General features: G+C 72.1%; 18 protein-coding genes. 10 read left to right on the top strand and 8 right to left on the bottom strand.

From position 1 onward, the window contains the following. Positions 1-997, bottom strand: a 997-nt coding sequence (locus ABT154_RS22095) for a DUF8189 domain-containing protein (protein WP_351858538.1), incomplete at its 3' end; no start/stop codon positions are given. A gap of 104 nt (positions 998-1,101) precedes the next feature. Next, a complete protein-coding gene (locus ABT154_RS22090; RefSeq protein WP_502969561.1) occupies positions 1,102-2,028 on the bottom strand; it encodes an alpha/beta hydrolase in 927 nt (308 codons plus the stop codon). A 433-nt stretch (positions 2,029-2,461) separates the two neighbouring features. Between ABT154_RS22090 and ABT154_RS22085 the strand changes: the two genes are divergently transcribed. Both ABT154_RS22085 and ABT154_RS22080 read left to right on the top strand, forming a co-directional pair. Continuing rightward, entirely contained in the window at positions 2,462-4,948 is a 2,487-nt protein-coding gene (locus tag ABT154_RS22085) for a phosphatidylinositol-specific phospholipase C domain-containing protein (protein ID WP_351858536.1), read from the top strand. Positions 4,949-5,035: 87 nt separating this feature from the next. Continuing rightward, positions 5,036-5,788 (top strand): hypothetical protein, encoded by a 753-nt coding sequence (locus ABT154_RS22080; RefSeq protein WP_351858535.1) that lies wholly within the window; start codon positions 5,036-5,038, stop codon positions 5,786-5,788. A gap of 93 nt (positions 5,789-5,881) precedes the next feature. Here ABT154_RS22080 and ABT154_RS22075 read toward each other — a convergent pair whose 3' ends face one another. The 3 genes from ABT154_RS22075 to ABT154_RS22065 form a co-directional block, all read right to left on the bottom strand. Beyond that, entirely contained in the window at positions 5,882-6,502 is a 621-nt protein-coding gene (locus tag ABT154_RS22075; protein WP_351858534.1) for a 4'-phosphopantetheinyl transferase family protein, read from the bottom strand. A gap of 10 nt (positions 6,503-6,512) precedes the next feature. Then, entirely contained in the window at positions 6,513-6,743 is a 231-nt protein-coding gene (locus ABT154_RS22070; RefSeq protein WP_317875852.1) for an acyl carrier protein, read from the bottom strand. Between the two features lie 156 nt (positions 6,744-6,899). After that, positions 6,900-7,757 carry a class-II aminoacyl-tRNA synthetase family protein gene (locus tag ABT154_RS22065; protein WP_351858533.1) on the bottom strand — a complete coding sequence of 286 codons (858 nt, stop codon included), beginning with the start codon at positions 7,755-7,757 and terminating at the stop codon, positions 6,900-6,902. Between the two features lie 575 nt (positions 7,758-8,332). Here ABT154_RS22065 and ABT154_RS22060 point away from each other — a divergent pair. Genes ABT154_RS22060 through ABT154_RS22045 form a run of 4 tightly spaced genes read left to right on the top strand, consistent with a single transcriptional unit; the run spans position 8,333 to position 13,906 of the window. Continuing rightward, positions 8,333-9,505, top strand: coding sequence for a phytanoyl-CoA dioxygenase family protein (locus tag ABT154_RS22060; protein ID WP_351858546.1), 1,173 nt, complete (start codon positions 8,333-8,335; stop codon positions 9,503-9,505). Further along, on the top strand, positions 9,487-10,833 hold the full coding sequence (locus tag ABT154_RS22055; RefSeq protein WP_351858532.1) for a DUF6271 family protein: 1,347 nt from the start codon (positions 9,487-9,489) through the stop codon (positions 10,831-10,833). The genes ABT154_RS22060 and ABT154_RS22055 overlap by 19 nt, the downstream gene beginning before the upstream one ends. Then, positions 10,830-12,623 (top strand): condensation domain-containing protein, encoded by a 1,794-nt coding sequence (locus ABT154_RS22050; RefSeq protein ID WP_351858531.1) that lies wholly within the window; start codon positions 10,830-10,832, stop codon positions 12,621-12,623. Before ABT154_RS22055 ends, ABT154_RS22050 begins: the two co-directional genes overlap by 4 nt. Continuing rightward, a complete protein-coding gene (locus ABT154_RS22045; RefSeq protein ID WP_351858530.1) occupies positions 12,620-13,906 on the top strand; it encodes an MFS transporter in 1,287 nt (428 codons plus the stop codon). The genes ABT154_RS22050 and ABT154_RS22045 overlap by 4 nt, the downstream gene beginning before the upstream one ends. A gap of 27 nt (positions 13,907-13,933) precedes the next feature. Here the strand turns inward: ABT154_RS22045 and ABT154_RS22040 are convergent, their stop codons facing one another. Continuing rightward, on the bottom strand, positions 13,934-14,443 hold the full coding sequence (locus tag ABT154_RS22040; protein ID WP_351858529.1) for a hypothetical protein: 510 nt from the start codon (positions 14,441-14,443) through the stop codon (positions 13,934-13,936). 227 nt (positions 14,444-14,670) lie between these two features. Here ABT154_RS22040 and ABT154_RS22035 point away from each other — a divergent pair, with 227 nt between their 5' ends. Continuing rightward, positions 14,671-15,696, top strand: coding sequence for an alpha/beta hydrolase (locus tag ABT154_RS22035; protein ID WP_502969560.1), 1,026 nt, complete (start codon positions 14,671-14,673; stop codon positions 15,694-15,696). Between the two features lie 127 nt (positions 15,697-15,823). After that, positions 15,824-16,153, top strand: coding sequence for a hypothetical protein (locus ABT154_RS22030; RefSeq protein ID WP_351858528.1), 330 nt, complete (start codon positions 15,824-15,826; stop codon positions 16,151-16,153). Between the two features lie 59 nt (positions 16,154-16,212). On the opposite strand, the gene ABT154_RS22025 is transcribed toward ABT154_RS22030, so the two are convergent. Continuing rightward, entirely contained in the window at positions 16,213-16,689 is a 477-nt protein-coding gene (locus ABT154_RS22025; protein WP_351858527.1) for a universal stress protein, read from the bottom strand. Positions 16,690-16,816: 127 nt separating this feature from the next. On the opposite strand from ABT154_RS22025, the gene ABT154_RS22020 reads away from it, so the two are divergent. Together ABT154_RS22020 and ABT154_RS22015 are read left to right on the top strand one after the other, a co-directional pair. Next, the gene (locus ABT154_RS22020) at positions 16,817-17,278 is read left to right on the top strand and encodes a hypothetical protein (protein ID WP_351858526.1); all 462 of its coding nucleotides are present in this window, start codon (positions 16,817-16,819) and stop codon (positions 17,276-17,278) included. Positions 17,279-17,298: 20 nt separating this feature from the next. Beyond that, complete coding sequence (locus ABT154_RS22015) at positions 17,299-17,514, top strand: CsbD family protein (protein ID WP_351858525.1); 216 nt, start codon at positions 17,299-17,301, stop codon at positions 17,512-17,514. A 28-nt stretch (positions 17,515-17,542) separates the two neighbouring features. Here ABT154_RS22015 and ABT154_RS22010 read toward each other — a convergent pair whose 3' ends face one another. Continuing rightward, on the bottom strand, positions 17,543-18,682 hold the full coding sequence (locus tag ABT154_RS22010; RefSeq protein WP_351858524.1) for a helix-turn-helix domain-containing protein: 1,140 nt from the start codon (positions 18,680-18,682) through the stop codon (positions 17,543-17,545). Between the last annotated feature and the right edge of the window lie 78 nt (positions 18,683-18,760).

The following is an 18,760-nucleotide window of genomic DNA, read 5'->3' as shown; positions in this document are numbered from 1 at the left end:
TGCTCCCGTTGAGGGCGAACACCTCCAGACGGCCGTCCCGGGACTTCTCCATCTCCACCCGGCTGTCGGCCGGGCCGCCGCCCGTGGCCTCCCAGCCCGACCAGCCGGCGTTCGCTCCCACCTGGTACTTGTGGAACAACCCGACAGGCCCGGAAGCGAACACCTCGATCCGACCGTCGGCGTTGACGCCCGCCGCGATGTCACGACCGCCCCCGCCGAAGGCCTCCCAACCCGACCAACTGCCGGACGGGGAGAGCTGATAGCGGTGCTGGAAGGTGTTGCCGTTGATCGCGAACATCTCCAGACGACCGTCCGCGTTCGGCGCGATGGCCAGCTCAGCGTTCCCCGGACCACCCAGCGCCTCCCACGCCGACCAGTTGCCGTTCGACTGCATCTGCCAGGCGTGATGGACCCCATCCGCCGCCGCGGCGAACACCTCCAGACGACCGTCCGCCGACCGTGCCGACACCACCCGACCCGACTCCGCCGGATACATCAGCGGCCTGGGCGGGTGACCGCCGCCGCCGGGCGTGCAGGGCAGCGTGATGCCGCCCTCCGCGAGGTAGACCTCGGGGTCGATGCCGTACGAGGCGGACGGGTCGCCCCAGATCCGCAGGTGCAGGTGGGAACCCGTCGAGTTGCCCTCGGCTCCCATCAGGGCGATGCGCTGGCCGGCCACGACATGGTCGCCGACGGACACGTCACGCTGGTACATGTGCCCGTACTCGGAGATCCTCCCGTCGGGGTGCTGGACGCGGATCCACTGGCCGTAGTCGCCGGTGTAACCGGAGATGGTGACCTCGCCGTCGCCCACGGCGTAGATCGGGGTGCCGATGGCGTCGGCGATGTCCACGCCGTTGTGACCGGCGTGGTAGGGCTGCGTGACGACTCCGGTGGTCGGGCACGCGGCGGCGGAGGTGGCGGTACGGGCGGCGGCCGGGGTCGCGGCCACCAGCCCGGGCAGCAGGGCGGCGATCACCGCCAGCACGCAGGTCATGGCACGTCGGGACAGTGGGGGCGGTCCGAGAAGCACGGGACGCTCCTCCCCTCGGTTCGGCTCGGGGTGGGTGGGACGGTCGTGGTAGGCGAGGTGCGCGCGGGTCACGCCTTGCGGAGCCGCCCGATGATGCCGTCGATGTCGCGCTGCATCATGTCGTGACGGATGAAGTGGCCGCCGGGCAGCTCGTACCACTCGTGCGGAATACCCGCGTTGCCGAGGAGGGAGCGGAACTCCCTCTGTCCGCCGAGGACATGGGTCTCGTTGAGCGTGTCGAACCAGTTGATCGGATCCGGGCTGGTGCCGGCCACGAGGAAGACGCGCTTGTTGCGGTAGCTCTCGATCCGCTGCACCGGGTTGTCGGCGCTGACCCGGGCCTCGTCCCAGAGCGGCGCGCCGTAGATCGTGCCGCCGCCGAGGTCCAGGAGCGCGGAGGAGGCGTTGGCCCAGTGGGCGACGGCGCCGTTCTCGCGGCGCAGGCTGGCGGGGCCTGAGTGGGCGCTGACCGAGGCGAAGTGGCCGTAGTACTTGGCCGCGTACTTGAGCGCGCCGAAGCCGCCCATCGAGAACCCGGAGACGGCGCGGCCGTCGTACTCGGCGTAGGTACGGAAGTTCGCCTCGACCCACGGGAGCAGCTGGGCGATGTGGAAGTGCTCCCAGTTGCGGGGGCCGACGTTGGAGCTGACGGGGTTGGAGTACCAGCCGGCGTGGCCGCCGTCGGGCATGACGACGATGATCCGCCGGCCGGCGGTCCAGGCGCGGATGCCCTCGCGGTCGAAGGTGATGAAGTCCTGGTCGGTGCCGCCGCCGTGGAAGAGGTAGAGGACCGGGTAGGTGCGACCGCTGTAGTGGTAGTCGTCGGGGAGCAGGACGTTCACACCGGGGTTCCAGCCGATGGCGTCGGTCGCGAAGCGGTAGTACCGCATGCGGGGGTCGCCCTCGTTGCGGTCCACGATGCGCAGCCCGAAGCCGTCACCGACCGCGGCGGCCGAGGTCGCCCCCGCGAGGACGCCTCCGGCGCCCAGCGCCATCGCGGCCGAGAGCCCGCCGGCGGACCTGAGGATGCTTCTACGGGAGGGGTTCTGCGCGGTCAACGTGACCTCCTGGTGGGGAGCGTGACGGGAGGGATCCTGACCGTTGGGAAGCTAGTGACGGGCACCCGGCGGCGGCACCCGGAACGTTCCGGAGGGACAACCGGGGCCGCGGTGGGGTAGGGGTGACCCACGGGGCGGTACAAACCTGGTGGGACGAAGCCGGATCTTGGGCGCCCCGGGGTCGGTGCCCGGACACCGCCCACCCTCGGCAGCCGTTAGCGGCACGTTATCGAAACGACAGTCCGATGCGGGACGCTCACGACAAACCCGAAATGCGCCGACGCCTTCTTGGAGACCTTACGTGCGACATCACACCGCGAAGAGAACAGGGTGGCGCAGAGTTGTCGCCCCGCTCACCACGCTCATGGCCATGACGGGATTCCTCACCGTTCTGGCCCCCGGATCGGCATGGGCGCTGGATGACGACACGGACAACCCGGCCTACCGGTCGCTGGGGAAGACGAGCAATCCCGACTGGATGAAGGGTATCGACGGAGAGACGCCGCTCGGCTGGCTGTCCGTGCCCGGCACCCACGACACGCTGTCGATCCGCGGCGGCGACAGCACGTACACGCAGCAGAACGGCGGCCCCGACGCCGCGACGCTGGCCGGTCAGCTCCAGGCGGGCATCAGGTCCATCGACATCCGGGTGCGGGCGATCGGCGGAAGCTTCACGATCCACCACGGCACGTTCTTCCAGGACGCGAACTTCGCCGATGTCCTCAGGGTTCTGAACGACTTCCTGACGGCGCATCCCAAAGAGACCGTCATGATGCACCTGCGGGCCGAGTGCGACAACAGCAGCAATGCTGTCCAGGACTGCAATGACGAACCGAAGACCACTACCGAAGCGCAACGCGCCGATATCTTCCGTAATTACCTCCGCAACGACCCGAACGCCAAGAGGTTCTGGGATCTTTCGGTCAACGAGAGCGGTCAGGCGGACGTTCCGAAGCTGAGTGCGGTACGCGGAAAGGTCGTGCTGGAGCGTGTCCGCGGTATGGGCGATCTCGGCGGCAAGTTCGGCATCAAGAGCGACAAGCTCTCCATCCAGGACGACTGGAACGTGCCGACGATCCTCCCCGGTGACATCAACGCGAAGGTCGAGAAGGTCACCGACCAGCTCACCGCGGCTGACAACGACGTCGACGCCCACCGCATCTACGTGAACCACACGAGCGGCTCCAGCGCCTTCGCCTATCCCAAGGCCGTCGCGGACCGGGTGAACGAGAAGGTTCTCGGGCCGCTGGGCGAAGTGAAGAACCGCACCGGCGAGATCATGATGGACTACCCCGGCTACGCCATGATCAATACGATCATCGCCGCGAACCGGCCGTGGGACGGTCTCACCTGGCAGGTGCCCCGGCTCACGGTCATGCCGCTGGGCGATTCGATCACCCTGGGCGTGGGCAGCTCCACCCGGACCGGCTACCGGCCCGCCCTGGCGGAGAGGCTCGTCAAGCGTTCGGGCGGCACGGTCCAGTTCGTGGGTTCACTGGTCGACGCCGACGGCGTGACGCGCCACGAGGGCCATTCGGGCTGGCGCATCGACGAGTTGCAGGCGAACATCGAGACCTGGCTCGCGGCGGCGAAGCCCAATCTGATCACGCTGCACATCGGCACCAACGACATGAACCGCAACTACCAGGTGGCGACCGCGCCGCAGCGGCTGGGTACGCTCATCGACCAGATCCATACGGCCTCGCCCGACACCGTGGTCGTGGTCGCGACCCTGGTGCCGGCCACCGACCCCGCGGTCCAGGCCCGGATCAACACCTACAACCAGGCGATCCCGGGGATCGTCATGGACCGGTTCCAGCGGGGCTACAAGATCCAGCAGGTCGGTATGGACTCACTGACCACCGAGGACCTCAACGACAACCTGCATCCCAACAACAGCGGCTACGCCAAGATGACGAACGCGTTCATGCGCGGCATCGGTGAGGCCGCCAACAAGGGCTGGATCAAGGAGACCGTCGAGGTCAAGCCCGCGCCGCCCCGTCAGGGAGCCACCTCCGGCGACTACGACGTGGACATCAACGGCGACGGCCGGGCCGACTACCTGGTGGTGGACGACAACGGTGCCGTCCGCGCCTGGCTCAACACCGCCCATCCCACCACGGGCGCCGTCGAATGGACCGACCAGGGCTTCATCGCCTCCGGCTCCAACGACTGGTCGGCCAACCAGGTCCGCTTCGCCGACGTCGGCGGCGACGCCCGCGCCGACTACCTGGTCGTGGACCCCGTCAACGGCGCGGTCCGCGCCTTCGTCAACACCGGCGGCGACGGCCGAGGCGGCTGGCAGGACAAGGGGGTCATCGCCACCGGCTCCAGCGGGTGGACCGGCGACCAGGTCCGCTTCGCCGATGTCGGCGGCGACGCCCGCGCCGACTACCTCGTCGTCGGGCCCACCGGCGCCACCCGTGCCCTGCTCAACACCACCGACGCCACCACCGGCGTCATCAAGTGGTCCGACCAGGGCGTCATCGCCTCCGGCTCCAGCGCGTGGACCGGCAGCCAGATCCGCTTCGCCGACATCGGCGGCGACGCCCGCGCCGACTACCTCGTCGTCAGCGACCAGGGTGCCACCCAGGCGTACGTCAACACCGGTGGAAACGGGCGGGGCGGCTGGTCCGACCAGGGCGTCGTCGCCACCGGCTCCTCCACCTGGCTCGCCGGCCAGATCCGTTTCGCCGACATCAACGCAGACGGCCGCGCCGACTATCTCGTCCTCGACGACAACGGCGCCATCCACGCCTACTTCCACACCCTCAGCCCGACCGGCACCGTCAAATGGTCCGACCAGGGAGTGATCGCCACCGGCACCGGATCCCCCGGCTTCCGCGTCCGCATCTAGGGCCTGCCTTTCGGATCACGCCGGGCTCGCGCCCACTCCGCACCATTCGCCCCGCCGGAGGCCGGCGGGGCGAGTCATACTTCCCGGATGGAGATGCGAGCCGCGGAGGCGGCACGGCGTTGGCTTGCCGGTCAGGGCGTCAGCCAGGTCCGTGACGGGTGGGTGAGCGACGCGAAGCCGGACGTGCTGCTCACGGCCGACCAGGTGGCGCATTCCCTGGCCGGCGATGTGTTCGCCGAGGACCTGGACGCGGCAGACCGGCTGCACTTGGCCTTCGGGCTGCTGGACCTCCTCGACGAGTACTGGGTCACGTGCGAGATCCGGATCGCGAACGACAGCGTGGAGGGGCCCCTGCCGGCCGACGTGCTGTGGGACGGCTACCGCCTGCGGCTGGAGGCGGACCGGGATGCCGAGGCCGTCACCTACTCGCTCTGGGTGGACTGGTTCGAGGACCACACCACGTCCGCGACGGCCTTCGCCGAGGCCCTCGGCAACGACATCGACCATGTGGTGGCCGAGCGGTCGGAGGCCCTGCTCCGCCGGGCCCGTCGGGTCCTGGAGTGTTCGGGCCCGGTGCCCTGGCCCGTGAAGGAACCGGCGTACCGCACCGCTGTCCGGCTTCCCGCCCTGCACCCGGCCCTCTTCCGCGGCCTCCGGGCGAGCTTCCACGACCTGTACGGCGACCTGGAACCGGGCGCCGCACTGGCCCTCCTCGACGAGCTGGATCTCCCCACGGACACCCCGCACCTCGCCGAACTCCGCCAGGTGCTCGCCGCGGGACGCAGGAACCACCACCGCAGTCCCGGCGTCTGGGACGAGGCGGTTCGCTCCCGCTCCTGAACCGTGGGCCCGGCAGACCGGCGAAGGCCGCCGCCGATATGGGGTCGGGCCGGGTGGACGGTCACCGTCTTCCGGAAGCGGCCCGGTCGGCAGCTACGCGGAGAAGACCGACATCGCGACCGCTCCGGCCGCCGCCACCACGGCCGCGCGCCGGTGGTCCGTCCATTCGAGGAGTCGCAGACCGTCCTGGCCCGCCTTGAGGAGGGCCTCCCCGCGGACCCACAGCCGGAGCAGTGCCGGGCCGGGGTCCCGCCGCGCCAGGGCTTCCTCGATCCCGGACTCCGGCAGCAGTCGCCGCAGCACCCGCAGGGAGCCGGGGCGGCGCGCGGCGGGCTCGACGTCGATGCCGACCGCGCCGGGGCCGACGGCCGCCGCGACGAGCCCGTCGGCATGGCTCAGGCTGACGCCGACCCCGGGCCGGTCGCGGAGGTAGGGGCGCCCGTGGCCGTACCTCCCGCACGACGGGCAGAGCTGGGCCAGGGCGGCCCGGTCCGGCGGCAGCCCGGTGAAGCGGGCAACGCAGAGCCGTACGAGCAGCCGCGCCGCCAGGACGTCGTCACGGCGCTCCGGCACCCGGATGCCGTCCAGCCGCTGCCGCTCCCACGGAGTGAGCAGCCCTTCGTGCAGCTCCGGGTGGGCCAGGACCTCCGGGGTGGTCGCCACCACGGCCAGGACGGTGGATACGCCCCCGCCGGGTGCCGGGCCGCCGGTCACGGTCGGTGGCTCACCGGACGGCGCTCAGGAAGCGTTCCTGGACGCGGCCGAGGGTGCGGAAGTCGTCGATGGTGACCTCCTGGAGGTCGATCGAGCTGCCGGAGAGTTCCTCCAGGAGGTCGATGAACTCCAGGAAGTCCATCGAGTCGATGAGACGGGCCTCGATGAGGTCCTCGTCGGTGTCGATCGGACCGTCGAGGCCGGGGTTCTTCTCGTGAAGCCACGCGGCGATGCGTTCCATGGGGAGGGGTCGCTCCTTGGTTGTCGGTTCGGGACGGCGTAAGGACGGCGGCGCCGGGCCGCCGCGCCGAGGGGTGGGCGTCGCGAAGCCGTGCACAGGCTCGGCGTCGCGGAGTCAGGCCGCGCCGGGGGCGGGGTTCGTGGAGTCGGCCGCGCTCTAGCGGCAGGCTTCGTCGAGCTGTTCGAGGGCCTGCTCGGGGCCGCCGTGGGTGAGGATCATGGCGTGGACCCAGCGCTCGACGCCGAAGGCGACGCAGGCGCTGTAAGCCGGTCCCTCCGAGCCCGCGCGGATGTCCAGCCGCTCGCCGAAGAAGTTGCGGTGCCGGTTGACGGACGCGATGGCCGTGCCGTCGGGCGCGCAGAACTCGTGCTTGACCGGGTCGAGGGCCATCAGCCGGGCCCGGGAGCCGCCCTTGTCGTAGAACGGGTCGTCGGCCACCGCCCGCTTCAGCTCCAGACCGAGCAGGCCGGCCGCCTCCATGATGAACCCGGCGCCTTGGTCCAGGTGCGCGAGCGAGCCCTGCTTGGTGCCGAGGTACAGGACTTCGCGCATGTGGAAGCCCCACAGGCGCCGCAGTCCGTCGTAGTGGGTCTCGTTGCGGAAGCAGCGGCCCGCGGCGGAGAGCCTGAGTCCTTCCTCACCGACGTCCCGGCCCTCCAGGGAGAGCAGCAGCCCGTAACAGGTGGCGGACGGCAGCAGATAGCCGGTGGGGGCCAGCGGCAGCTCCCCCGGTGTCTCGCCGGCGGCGAGGCCGTCCAACGCTTCGGGGGCGAACCGCCCGGCGGAAACGCCGAGATGGGGGAAGTTGCGGAAGAAGTCGAGCCGGGCGATCCCTTCCACGGACAGCAGCGGCGGCCCGACGACCTCGGGCGCGGACAGCCGGGCGGCCAGTCCGGTGAGCAGGTCGTCCAGACCGTGCAGCAGGGCGGTACGGACCGGATCCAGCGTGATCAGACCGGGACCGGGGCTCTTCAGGCCACCGTCCGGCAGGACCGTGGTACCGGGTGTGCTCATGGAAAACCGCTCCCTTTTGAGGGTGGGCGAACAGGCAGGGGCGTCGGCCGGACGGGCGGAACGAATTCGCCGCGGGGGCACCGGGGTGCCACGTACGCGCTGGCGGGCGTCCGCGGGTCAGTGCGAACGTGCGGTCGTGTGGTCGGCGTTGACCGCGTGGCGCAGCGAGGAGTCCGGGCTGGATCCCCGTCACGGGCCGGACCACGCAAGGGGACACTAGGCGAGCTCCTCGCCTGTTGTCTAGACCAAAGCCGCCGAGCCGGAGGCCATCACCCCCGCAGGCGTCTGATCTCGGCCAAAGCCCCGGTCCGACCCAACTCCGCATATCGAGATGACACTTGACAGCAGCTATGGTCTACACCAATTCTGCTGATTGACGTGGCCGACGCGCGTGCACCGCGGCACAGCCGTCCGTCCGTCCCGCCTGCCGTCCGTGCCCCGGCCGCCGTCCACCGATCGCCGTCCCCACCGTCCGCCACCGGCCCCGCGCCGAGGGTCGCCGCGTGCTGCTCCGGGCGCCCGTACCCGACGAGCCGAACCCGCCTCCCCCGACTCCCGCTTGGAGGGACCACATGATGACGACACCCGCTCCTCACCACCCCCGCCGCCCCCATCTCCACCGGGCGGCCACGGAACGGCCCTACTTCAGCGCGGACGGCGAGTCCTACCTCGCGCAGACCACGCTCCGCGAGCTGAAGAAGTCCCGGCCCCTGCGGGTCCTCTCCGAGGCGGACTTCGCCCACTGGCAGACGTACGGCTACGTCATCGTCCGGCAGGCGATCCCTGCGGAGGCCGCGAAGCGACTCCTCGATTTCACCTGGGAGTTCCAGGGCCTCGACCCGGACCGGCCGGACAGCTGGTACGAGGACCGTCCGTTCCGTTCCGAGCTGGACCAGCAACTGCACGTCTACGGCTTCGTGGAGGCGTACCACCACCAGCTGCTGTGGGACAACCGCCAGGCCCAGCGGGTCTACGACGCCTTCGTGGACGTCTGGGACTGCGAGGAGCTGTGGGTCACCCAGGACCGGCTCAACCTCAACCCGCCCAACACTGGGAACCGCGACCGCGCCCTGATCGAACCCACCGACCGGGGCTTCGACATCGACCTCCACTGGGACATCGACACCACCCTCGGCGTACCGCCGCAGCGGGTCCAGGGGATCATCGCGCTCAACGAGACCCGGCCGGAGTCGGGCGGCTTCCAGTGCGACCCGGAGCTGTTCCGGCGGTTCGAGGAGTGGAAGACCGCCCAGCCGGCCGACCGCGACCCGCTCCGCCCGGACGTCGACCGGACGGAGTACCCCGTCCTACGTCCCGATCTCCACCCCGGCGACCTGCTGATCTGGAACGGCCTCCTCGCCCACGGCGTGGCCCGCAACGTCTCCCGCGACCAGGTGCGGGCGGTCCAGTACCTCTCGATGATGCCGGCCCTGGAGGAGCACGAGCGGCTCAGGCGCTCCCGCGTCGACTCCTGGCGGCACCTGCGCACCCCGCGCTGGAACCGGACACTGGTCGGCGACCCGGTGCTCCACGAGTCCAAGCGGTACCCGACGGCCACCCTGAACGAACTCGGCAGCCGGCTCCTCGGACTGACCTCGTGGAAGAACACCGGCGAGACCGGGGCCACGGGCGACGGCGTCGCGGCGGAATCGGGCGGCACGGCGGTCGCGAGCGGCGGGGACGCGGCGGGCAGCACCGCCGTCGTGGCCGGTCAGGGCGGGGAGCCGTCGTGCGCCGTGTCTGTCTGACCCTCCCCACCAACCGGGAATGCGCCGCGACCATCCGTGCCGTGGCCGAGGAGGCCGCATACGGCGCCCGCCACTTCGGCGTCGAGGTGCGGCTGCTGATCCTGGACTCCTCCGACGCCGCCGTGCTCGCCGGACACCGTGCCGTGGTCGCCGCGCTGCCCCCGGCGCCCGGCGTGGTCACCCACCACCTCGACGAGGCCGAACAGCGGAGCTTCCTGCGGGAGGTGATCGCCGCTTCCGGAGTCGCGGAGCCGGACCGGGTGCTGGACCTCATGCTGCCGTCCGGCGTCTCCTACGGCGCCTGCACCAACCGCGCCTTCCTCATCGCGGAGGCCCTCGGCTGCGTGTCGGTGCACCGCCGGGACTCGGACAGCCGCTACCAGTCCCTGGACGGCGAACCGGTGTTCCCCTTCCACCACGAACTGGCCACGCTGGGGCGGCGGGCCGCCGACCTCGCCGGGCAGGTGACCCGGAGCAGACTCGACCCGGCCTGCGCCGACCGGCCGGTGGCCATGGTCGGGGCCTCCTTCGTCGGTGAGATGTCCGTGGACGTCGCGGAGATCGAACGGCTCGACCCCGCCGTGTACGAGGAGGTCGTCGGCCTCTCGATCCCCGCCGGCTATCCGGAGATCTGGCGCAGGAACCTCATCGCGGAGTCCTTCCGGGGCGCCGGCACCACCGCGTTCAGCGGTGACCGCACCACCCTCACGGGCGTCAACCCGATGCGCGTGGACATGTGCAACATCGCCCTCGACCGCGAGGTGTACGCCCGGGTGCCGCTGCCGCCCGCCGCCGACACCATCGGCAGCGACTACTTCCTCCTCCATCTGGTCCACGACGCCCGACTGCCCGGCGTCCTGCACAACCGACACATCGTCAATTTCCATACGGGCGAGCGGCGTTCCGAGTCGGGCTTCCTCGCCTACCACGTGCGCCTGGCCAAGTACCTGCTCGCCGCACCGCACTTCAACGCCGTGTACGCCGACATGAAGCAAGCCGGTGACACGCTGCTCGACGACGAGGGGCACGTCCGCCCCTCCGCCGTCGCCGGATTCGTCCGGGACAGCACTCGGCTCGACCGGGCGGAGAACGCCGAACGGCTCGACGTCGTCGACCGCTCCTACCGGAAGCTGGGCGGACGCTACGCCACCGCCGCCGATGTGCTCGCCGCCCGCCGCGAGCGACTTCTCGACGAAGCCGGACAGGGCATGGCGGAGTTCGCCCGACTGATCGACCACTGGGAGGCCCTGACCCTGGCCGCCCGGTCCCACCACTCCGACTCCGCCGGACCCGGAGCGTTCCACGAGCCCGTGAAAGGCATCGCATGAGTGAGCGAGCACCCTCGCTCCCGAGGACCACCCACACCCTCACCGTCCGGTACTCGGGCGGCGAGGAGCGCCGGGGCCCCGTCACCATGGGGCAGGCCAACATGATCCGCTGCATGCTGCGGGACGAGCCCGCGCACATCAACATCCACGACGTGTGGCCCGTCCCCGAGGGGACCCGTACCGACGCCGCGCTCGACGCCCTCCGCGCGCTGGTGGTACGGCACGAGGCACTGCGCACGACCTTCCCGCACGCACCGGGCAGCGCGCCCGCCGAACAAGTGGTGGCGTCCAAGGGTGAGTTCACGGTCACCGTCGTGGATCACACCCCCGAGGACTTCAGCGGCGACCTCGCGCCGCACGCCGAGTACGCCGAGTCGCTCGCCCGCCAGGCCCGTGTCCACCGGTTCCGCCTGGACCGGGACTTCGCCCTCCGCGTCTCCCTGATCACCGTCGACGGCGCGCCCTTCTTCGTCGCCCTGGCGGCGAGCCACGCCCTGACGGACGTCAGCGCCCTCTCCGTGCTCAAGGAGGAGTGGCTGAGCCTCCTCGCGGGCGAGGAGCTTCCCCCGCTGACCTCCCTCGCTCCGCTCGACCTGGCCGCCGAGGAGGCGACCCCGGCCGGGCTCCGCAGGTCCGAGGCCTCCCTGCGGCACTGGGCGCGGATCATCCGTACCGGCCCCCAGGCGATGTTCGCCGAGCCGGGCGCCGAAGGGACCGAGACGCGGGTGCCACGGCTCACCCTGCGGTCGCGGCGCGCGGCGCGGGCCCTGGCGCTCGCGGCCGAGCGGACCGGCGGCCTGCCGTCCACCGTCCTGCTGACCGCGTGGTGCGCCCTGGTCGCGCACCGGGCGGGACAGACCGCCTGCGTGGCCGCCGTACCGACGTCCAACCGCTACCACCCGCGCCTCGCCCGCTCGGTGAACACGGTGTCCCAGGACGCGCTGCTCTCCCTGGACCTGCGGGTCGACTCCTTCGACGCGCTGCTGCGCAAGGCGTGGGGAGCGGCGCTCAACGCTTACCGCCACAGCCAGTTCGACGCGCTCGGCCTGTGGGAGATGATCGACAGGACCACCTTCGAGCGCGGCAGCCGCTTCGCGCGCGATGTCGTCTTCAACGACGTCAGCACGCTCCCGTCGACCGTCGCGGACGCCGCCGTCGCCCCCACATCCGACACTGAATCCGAAAGCGAAGGCGGCGCCGACGGGCCTGAGCTGGAGCTGAGTTGGGGCCCGGAGCAGGTGCTCCCGACCCGCGTCCTCACCTTCGTGTACGAGACAGACCCCGTCGTCCACCTCGCCACCTGGGCCGATCCCGCGCTGTTCCGAAGGGACGAGGCGGAGGACTTCCTCACCGGGCTCGTACGGCTCCTGGAGGCGACCGCCACCGCCGACGTACCGATGACGTCGCTCACCGAGGTGACGGGGGTACGGCCGGCCCGGCGCGGACCGGAATGGCGCCGGGTGGACGGCTCCTGGGTCTCGCCTCCCCTGGTGGCGGAGACCCTGGGCAAGGCCCTGCGGGGCCTGCCCGTCCATGTCGTCGCGGACGCTCCGGACGAGAACGGGAACACACCGGCCCTGACGGCCTTCGTCGCCGCCGGGGACGCCCCCCTCACCCCGGCCGAGGCGCACACCGCACTCATGGACGCCCTCCCCGGGCATCCGGGCGTCCTGGCCCCGCGCCGGTACGTGATCGTCCAGGACCCGCCGTCCGAGGCGGGCCGGAGCAGCGCGTGGCTCCGTCAGCAGATTCTCGTGGAAGGAACCGGCCGGGACCGGGATGTCACATGACCATCGATGGGATAACCGCCGAGCGGGAGCAGAGCTCTCCTCCCAGCCCGTGGCGGTCGAGCCGCTTCCGGCTGTTCTTCACGGCCCGCAGCACCTCGCTGCTCGCCGACGGCATGCTGATGGTGTCGCTCACCACCGCCGTCCTCGGGGCGGGCTACGGGGCGGCGGGCGTGGGGTACGCGCTGGCCGCGTGGATGGCGCCGATCGTGCTGCTCGTCCTCTTCGGGGGCGTGCTCGCCGACCGGTTCACCCCGCAGGTGATGATGGTCGGCGCCGATGTGGTGCGCATGGTCGCCATGCTGGCGCTCGCGGTGCTGCTGATCGGCACGGAGGTACGGCTCTGGCACATCATGGCACTGCTCGCGCTCAGCGGGGCCGCGACCGCCATGTTCCAGCCCGGTCTGGCGAGCCTGGTCCCGCAGGTCGCCGAGGACATCCAGCGGGCCAACGCGCTGCTGCGGATCTCGGAGGCGATCTGCACGCTGCTCGGTCCCGGTGTGGCCGGACTCCTGGTGGCCTACTGGGACGTCGCCGGATCCTTCGTGGTCATCGCGGCGGCGTACGCGCTCTCCGCGCTCGGCCTGGCGCCGCTGCGGAAGCTCGGCACCGTCCGTGACGAGAGCGACGACCCGATCTGGCAGCGGCTCGCCACCGGCTGGCTCGAGTTCCGGTCCCGTTCCTGGCTGTGGGGGGTCATCGCCGTCTGGGCGGTGTACGGCCTGTTCGTCTTCGGCCCGGCGCTGCCGCTGGGCGCGGCGCTGCTCACCGAGCAGCACGGGGCGAGCGGGTACGGGTGGATCGCCTCCGCCGACGGCGCGGGCACGATCGTCGGCGGCCTGCTCGGCATGCGGGTCCGCCCGCGCCGCCCGCTCGTCGCGGGGGCCTGTGCCATGTTCTGCTTCTCCCTCAACCCCCTGGCGCCCGCGCTGGGCTGGTCCTTCACCGTCACGGCGGCGACGGGGGTGGTGGCCGGCTGCGGCTTCGCCTTCTGGGGGGTGATGTGGGCGACGAGCGTCCAGTCCCACATCCCCCTGGCGGTGCTCAGCCGCGTGTCCGCGTACGACGTCGCGGGCTCGATCATGGTCATCCCCCTGGGCCGGGCACTGGCGGGCCCTGCGGCGGACTCCTTCGGCGCGGACCGGGTGCTGCTGTTCTCCTCGGTCATGGGCGTCGCGTGCATCCTGGTGATGCTCTCGATCCCGGCGATCCGGTCCTTGGGCCGAGCACCGAAGGAGCGAGCGGGGGCGGACGGTGACGCCGGGAGCCCGGCGGGGGCCGGCTGACCGGTACGGAAGGGCGGGGAGTGCGCGTCAGTCCGTGCGCTCCCCCGGAGGCCGCTCACGCAGAAACCGTGCGGCCTCCTCGATCGTCTCCGCCTGGAGCGACTCGAGGGACACGTTCCCCTCCTCGGTCCGGTCCTCCAGCAGGAGTCCGTACGCGACCAGTGGCCGCAGGTCCTGCGGATGGCCGAGGTCGGAAGCGACCTCGGCCCAGATCAGCTGGGCGCCCTCGGCGGGATCGAGAGTCCGGTCCACGATCTGGCCGGCGATCCAGTAGGCCATGTCCCACCGCGCGGCCCGGGGATCGGCCGGAGGCCGGTACAGCAGCCCGAGCTCGTCGAGGACCTTGTCGAACAGCTCCCGGGCTTCCGGCTCCTCGCTCCGCAGGAGACCCGCGAGCAGGGCGAGCGAGGGGGTGTCGACCCCGGCGAGCAGCGCGTCCAGACCCGCCTGGATGAGCCGGTCGGACCCGACGTGCCACCCGAACGCTCTCTGGCGCCCGAGGTGGCGGAGCTGCTGGATCGCTTCGTCGTGGGTCATCGCGGTCTCTCTCGTCGGCGACCGGGCGACGATCTTCCTCGTCGGCGGCGGGCGGCGGTCTGTCTCGTCGGTGGCCGGACGGCGGTCTTCCCCGTCCTCGGCCGGAAGGGCACCCTTCCACAGCGCCGAGGCCGACACCACCGAGTTCCCCGGCCCGGCGCCCGTCGGGGGCCGTGTGGTTGGCTGCTGTGCCGGAGGTGGACATGGGCGTGGGCGGGGAGCGTGAGGTGACCGAGGGGGGCCCGGTGCCGGGGGCCGGGGTGGCGCCGCCCCTCGATGCCGAGGTCGGGCGCGTACGGGAGGGTGCCCGGCGAGGGGCCGGAGAGTCGATCACTCCCGGCAATCTCGCCGAGAACCAGGCACGGGATGTCGCCGGGCGGCCCCGGCCCGGTGTCGAGGAGCTGCGCGACGGAGGTCGGTTCGACGTGGCCGAGCTACGGGTGCCCGGGCCGCCCGGTGCGCCCGAGGTCACTCTCGTGAGCGCCAGGCCGGCGGGCCTCGCCGGGCCCCTGCCGCTGCTGTACTACCTGCACGGTGGCGCCATGATCATGGGCAACGCCTGGTCCGTGCTGCCGACGGTCCTCCGCGAGTGGGCCCACCCCCTGGACCTCGCCGTCGTCTCCGTCGAGTACCGGCTCGCGCCCCACGTGCGTCACCCGGCGCCGCTGGAGGACTGCTACGCCGGGCTCGTCTGGGCCCTCGGTCACGCCGACCGGCTGGGCGTCGACCCGAAGCGGGTCGTCCTCGGCGGGAAGAGCGCCGGCGGTGGGCTGGCCGCCGCCCTCGCTCTGCTGGCCAGGGACCGGAGTGGCCCCGTACCGCTGGGGCAGCTGCTCCTGAGTCCGATGCTCGACGACCGGGGCACCTTCTCCAGCCGCCAGATGTCGGGGCTCGACACCTGGGACCTCACCTCCCACACGACCGCCTGGCAGGCGCTGCTCGGTGACCGCCACGGGGCCGCCGACCTGACGCCGTACGCCGCTCCCGCCCGTGCCACGGACCTGTCCCGGCTGCCCCCGGCGTATGTGGAGGCCGGTTCGGCGGAGATGCTCCGGGACGAGGCCGTGGCGTACGCGAACGCGATCTGGCGGGCGGGCGGCGAGGCCGAACTGCATGTGTGGTCCGGCGCCTGCCACGGCTTCGACAGCCTGGCCCCGCACGCCTCCGTCACGGGCGACGCGCGCGCCGCCCGCACCCGCTGGCTCCGCCGGCTCCTCGCCCGGCCCGACACGGGGGGTATGCCCGCCGGATGACGGGCGGCCGTCCGGCATACCCGGGGCGTTTCCCGGGAACAGGCGGAGAAGAGCCCCGGGCGCCACGACCGAGACCACCCCGGCGACGGCGTGACCCGGCGGCCGGACCGCTCGACGGGAGGCCGCCATGCACGACCCCAAGCTCACCCGCCAGGAACGGAAGATCCTCGAAGGCATCGAGCAGGAGCTGCGGAGCGACGAGGCACTCGACCTGCGCGGACTCGTCGACGACCGCCCCCGTCGGGGCCGCTCGTGGAGTGCCGCTCTCGGACGTCACCTCGGCCTGTGCACGGCCGGGCTCGGCGCGATATCCGTACTGATGTTCGTCCTCGCCTCGGCGTCCGCGTCCCCCGTACCCCTGTGGCTGTTCGCGGCGGTCTGGGTGGTGACCGGCGTGTGCCTGATGCGCCTCCTGCTGGTCAGCGCGGGACGCTGGGCCGCGAGAAGGCAGCGCTGAACGGCCTGCGACGATCACGCGCCCCGGCCGGGGGCGGTCACCCTGTCCTCGCGGGTCGGTCACGCCGAGTCGCCGCCCGCACCCGTGGCGTCCCCGTCCGGGCGGACGATCACCACGGGGCACGGCGCGTGCACCGCGCACTGCTGGCTGACCGAGCCGAGGAGCAGGCTCGCGAAGCCGCCCCGGCCCCGGCTGCCCACCACCAGCAGCTCGGCTCCCCTGGCCGCCTCGATGAGGATCTTGGCCGGTGTGCCCCGGACGAGGTTCTCGACGAGCGGCACGTCACCGATCTCCGCGAGCACCCCTTCGAGCTCCTCCGTCAGCGCCTGCCTGGCCTGCTCCTCGTCGAACGCGGCGTCCACCGGCGGCGCGGACCAGCCCGTCGCACCCGGCACGTCGTACACCCCCACCGCGTCCACGGTCGCTCCGGTCAGGCGGGCGTGCCGTACGGCCCATCGCAGCGCCTCCCGCGAAGCGGGGGAACCGTCGACGCCCACGACCACCCGGGGAGTGCCGTCATCCATGTTCACGGTCATGGCTCCACTCCTCTTCCCCCAAGCGCGGATCCGCCCCTATGGACCGGCTACCCGGCGCCGACGGACGTACGCCTGGCATGTTCCGCGCGCGTCGGGGCAGTAGCGGACCGAAAGGTGATGACTCGCCGTGAAGGACTTCGAACTGCTGGACCTCTCTCTGCACACCGAGGAGCACGGCCGCCTGGAGGTACCCCTCCCGGACGTCGGCGGCCCCGGGGCTCCCCGGGCGGCGGAGCCCGTCGTGCTGCCGGAGGGCGCGGTGCTGAGCATCGGCCTCGTGTTCCGGCTGGGCCGGGAGATCGACGGGGTGACCTTCGAGGACACCCACCTCCGGGACGGAAGGGTGATCGCGGCCCGGACGACGGTGCTCGGCGGCTTCCGCGCCGGTGGCCCGTACGAGGTCCGGCTGCCCCCGGAACGGCTTCCGGTGGGCCGGGCCCACTGCGGCGTCCACGAGATGACCGGCCGCTTCACCGACGCGGAGGGGCACGAGCTGGCCGTGGAGCACCACCGCCTCCGCATCGTGCACCAGCCGGCCGCGCACAAGCGCTGGGCCCCGGCCCCCGCGGCCCCGTCCGCGCCCCTGTGACCAGACGAGAGGAACCGATCATGCGCAAGAGCTCGGTACAGAAGGGCAAGGGCAAGGTGAAGGAGACCGTCGGCAAGGTGATCGGCGACACCCGGATGGAGAGGGAGGGCAAGACCGACCAGATGGCGGGCAGGGCGCGCGAGGCGATGGAGAAGGTGCACGAGAGCGCGCTGAAGGCCCGCGACGAGCTCAAGCGGCGGACCTCCCGCGACGAGCACAGGCGGCAGAGCTCCTAGCCGGGTCCGGAAAGTCCCGGCTGGCCGTCTAGCGATCCGGGTGGCACGCCGCCGGGACGGTGCCCGCCGGAAGGTCCGGGGTGCGCGCCTGCTCCCGTACGGCCCGGGGCGAGAGGCCGAACTCGGCCCGGAACACCCGGCTGAAGTGGCTGGCCTCGCCGAAGCCCCAGCGCGCCGCGAGGGCGTACGCGGGCAGGTGGGCGAGGGCCGGATCGACGAGGTCCCGGCGGATCCGCTCCAGCCGCCGCTGCCGTACGTGGTCCCCGACGGTCACGCCCGACTCCCGGAACAGCACGTGCAGCTGCCGGACCGAGATGTGGTGCGCCGCCGCGACCGCGCCCGGTGACAGATCCTCGGCGAGGCGGTCGTCGATGTACGCGAGGATCCGCTCCAGGGTCCTCGTCGCCCCGCCCGGTCCGGCCGTCGCCGCCCCGGCGGCGGCCGTCTCGCGCAGAAGCGTGCGCAGGATCCCCGAGACGTGCTCGCCCATCTCGCGGCTGGCCAGTGGGCCGAATCCGCGGTCGCGGGAGGCCAGTTCGCCGATCACCGCCGCCAGGACCCGGCCGCTCGGCGACCGGGGCAGTTCGGCGTTGGCGGTGAGGGCGCGGGGGGTGGAGAGGTCGGCGGCGCTCAGCAGTCCGGCCGTACCGGGGTCGAGGGAGAGCACGAAGTACCGGTGGGCGGCGTCGAGCTCCAGCTGGAAGGGGCGCGCGCCCGTGTAGAGGACGAACTCGCCCGGGGCGAGGTCCGCCCGGCGCCCGTCCTGTTCGAGTGCCCCGCGCCCCGAGACGAGGAAGCCGAGGAGGTGGCCGGGCCGGGGGGCGGCCGGGGAGGGCCGGGGCATGACCCGTACGCGCTGCTCGCCGCTGATGTGGCAGCCGCTCAGCGCGCCGAAGCGGCAGGGTCTCAGCTCGGCGGTGTAGCCCTCCCGACTTCCGCCCCCGCCTCCGCTTCCGTTCCCGTCCCTGCCTTCCCGGTCACCACCGGAGCGACGGGACCCGCCGAAACCAGCCACACCGGGGGCACCAGGGGCGCCACCGGAGCCGTCCCACCCACCTGACCCACCTGCCCGGACCAGAACCGTGTCGAAGGCGCCCGCGCGGTCCTCCGACGTGGTGTCCAGGTACCCGAACACCAGGGTCCCGTCGTCCCGTCGTTCCAGCGGCATGCCGCATCACCCTCCGCTCCGTGCCAGGTCCACGCGCTACGGGCACAGAAGTCTGCGCTGCCGGACCAGTGCCCGCCG

The organism is Streptomyces sp. NPDC001728 (genome assembly GCF_040297565.1).
Classification (GTDB): Bacteria; Actinomycetota; Actinomycetes; order Streptomycetales; family Streptomycetaceae; genus Streptomyces.
This window is presented reverse-complemented; position numbering and strand designations above follow the sequence as displayed.

Excerpts from the sequence above, each read along its gene's own strand:
- ABT154_RS22090 (WP_502969561.1), bottom strand. The coding sequence starts at position 2,028 with ATGGCGCTGGGCGCCGGAGGCGTCCTCGCGGGGGCGACCTCGGCCGCC.
- ABT154_RS22085 (WP_351858536.1), top strand. The coding sequence starts at position 2,462 with ATGACGGGATTCCTCACCGTTCTGGCCCCCGGATCGGCATGGGCGCTG.
- ABT154_RS22080 (WP_351858535.1), top strand. The coding sequence starts at position 5,036 with ATGGAGATGCGAGCCGCGGAGGCGGCACGGCGTTGGCTTGCCGGTCAG.
- ABT154_RS22070 (WP_317875852.1), bottom strand. The coding sequence starts at position 6,743 with ATGGAACGCATCGCCGCGTGGCTTCACGAGAAGAACCCCGGCCTCGAC.
- ABT154_RS22065 (WP_351858533.1), bottom strand. The coding sequence starts at position 7,757 with ATGAGCACACCCGGTACCACGGTCCTGCCGGACGGTGGCCTGAAGAGC.
- ABT154_RS22060 (WP_351858546.1), top strand. The coding sequence starts at position 8,333 with ATGACGACACCCGCTCCTCACCACCCCCGCCGCCCCCATCTCCACCGG.
- ABT154_RS22050 (WP_351858531.1), top strand. The coding sequence starts at position 10,830 with ATGAGTGAGCGAGCACCCTCGCTCCCGAGGACCACCCACACCCTCACC.
- ABT154_RS22045 (WP_351858530.1), top strand. The coding sequence starts at position 12,620 with ATGACCATCGATGGGATAACCGCCGAGCGGGAGCAGAGCTCTCCTCCC.
- ABT154_RS22040 (WP_351858529.1), bottom strand. The coding sequence starts at position 14,443 with ATGACCCACGACGAAGCGATCCAGCAGCTCCGCCACCTCGGGCGCCAG.
- ABT154_RS22030 (WP_351858528.1), top strand. The coding sequence starts at position 15,824 with ATGCACGACCCCAAGCTCACCCGCCAGGAACGGAAGATCCTCGAAGGC.
- ABT154_RS22025 (WP_351858527.1), bottom strand. The coding sequence starts at position 16,689 with ATGACCGTGAACATGGATGACGGCACTCCCCGGGTGGTCGTGGGCGTC.
- ABT154_RS22015 (WP_351858525.1), top strand. The coding sequence starts at position 17,299 with ATGCGCAAGAGCTCGGTACAGAAGGGCAAGGGCAAGGTGAAGGAGACC.
- ABT154_RS22010 (WP_351858524.1), bottom strand. The coding sequence starts at position 18,682 with ATGCCGCTGGAACGACGGGACGACGGGACCCTGGTGTTCGGGTACCTG.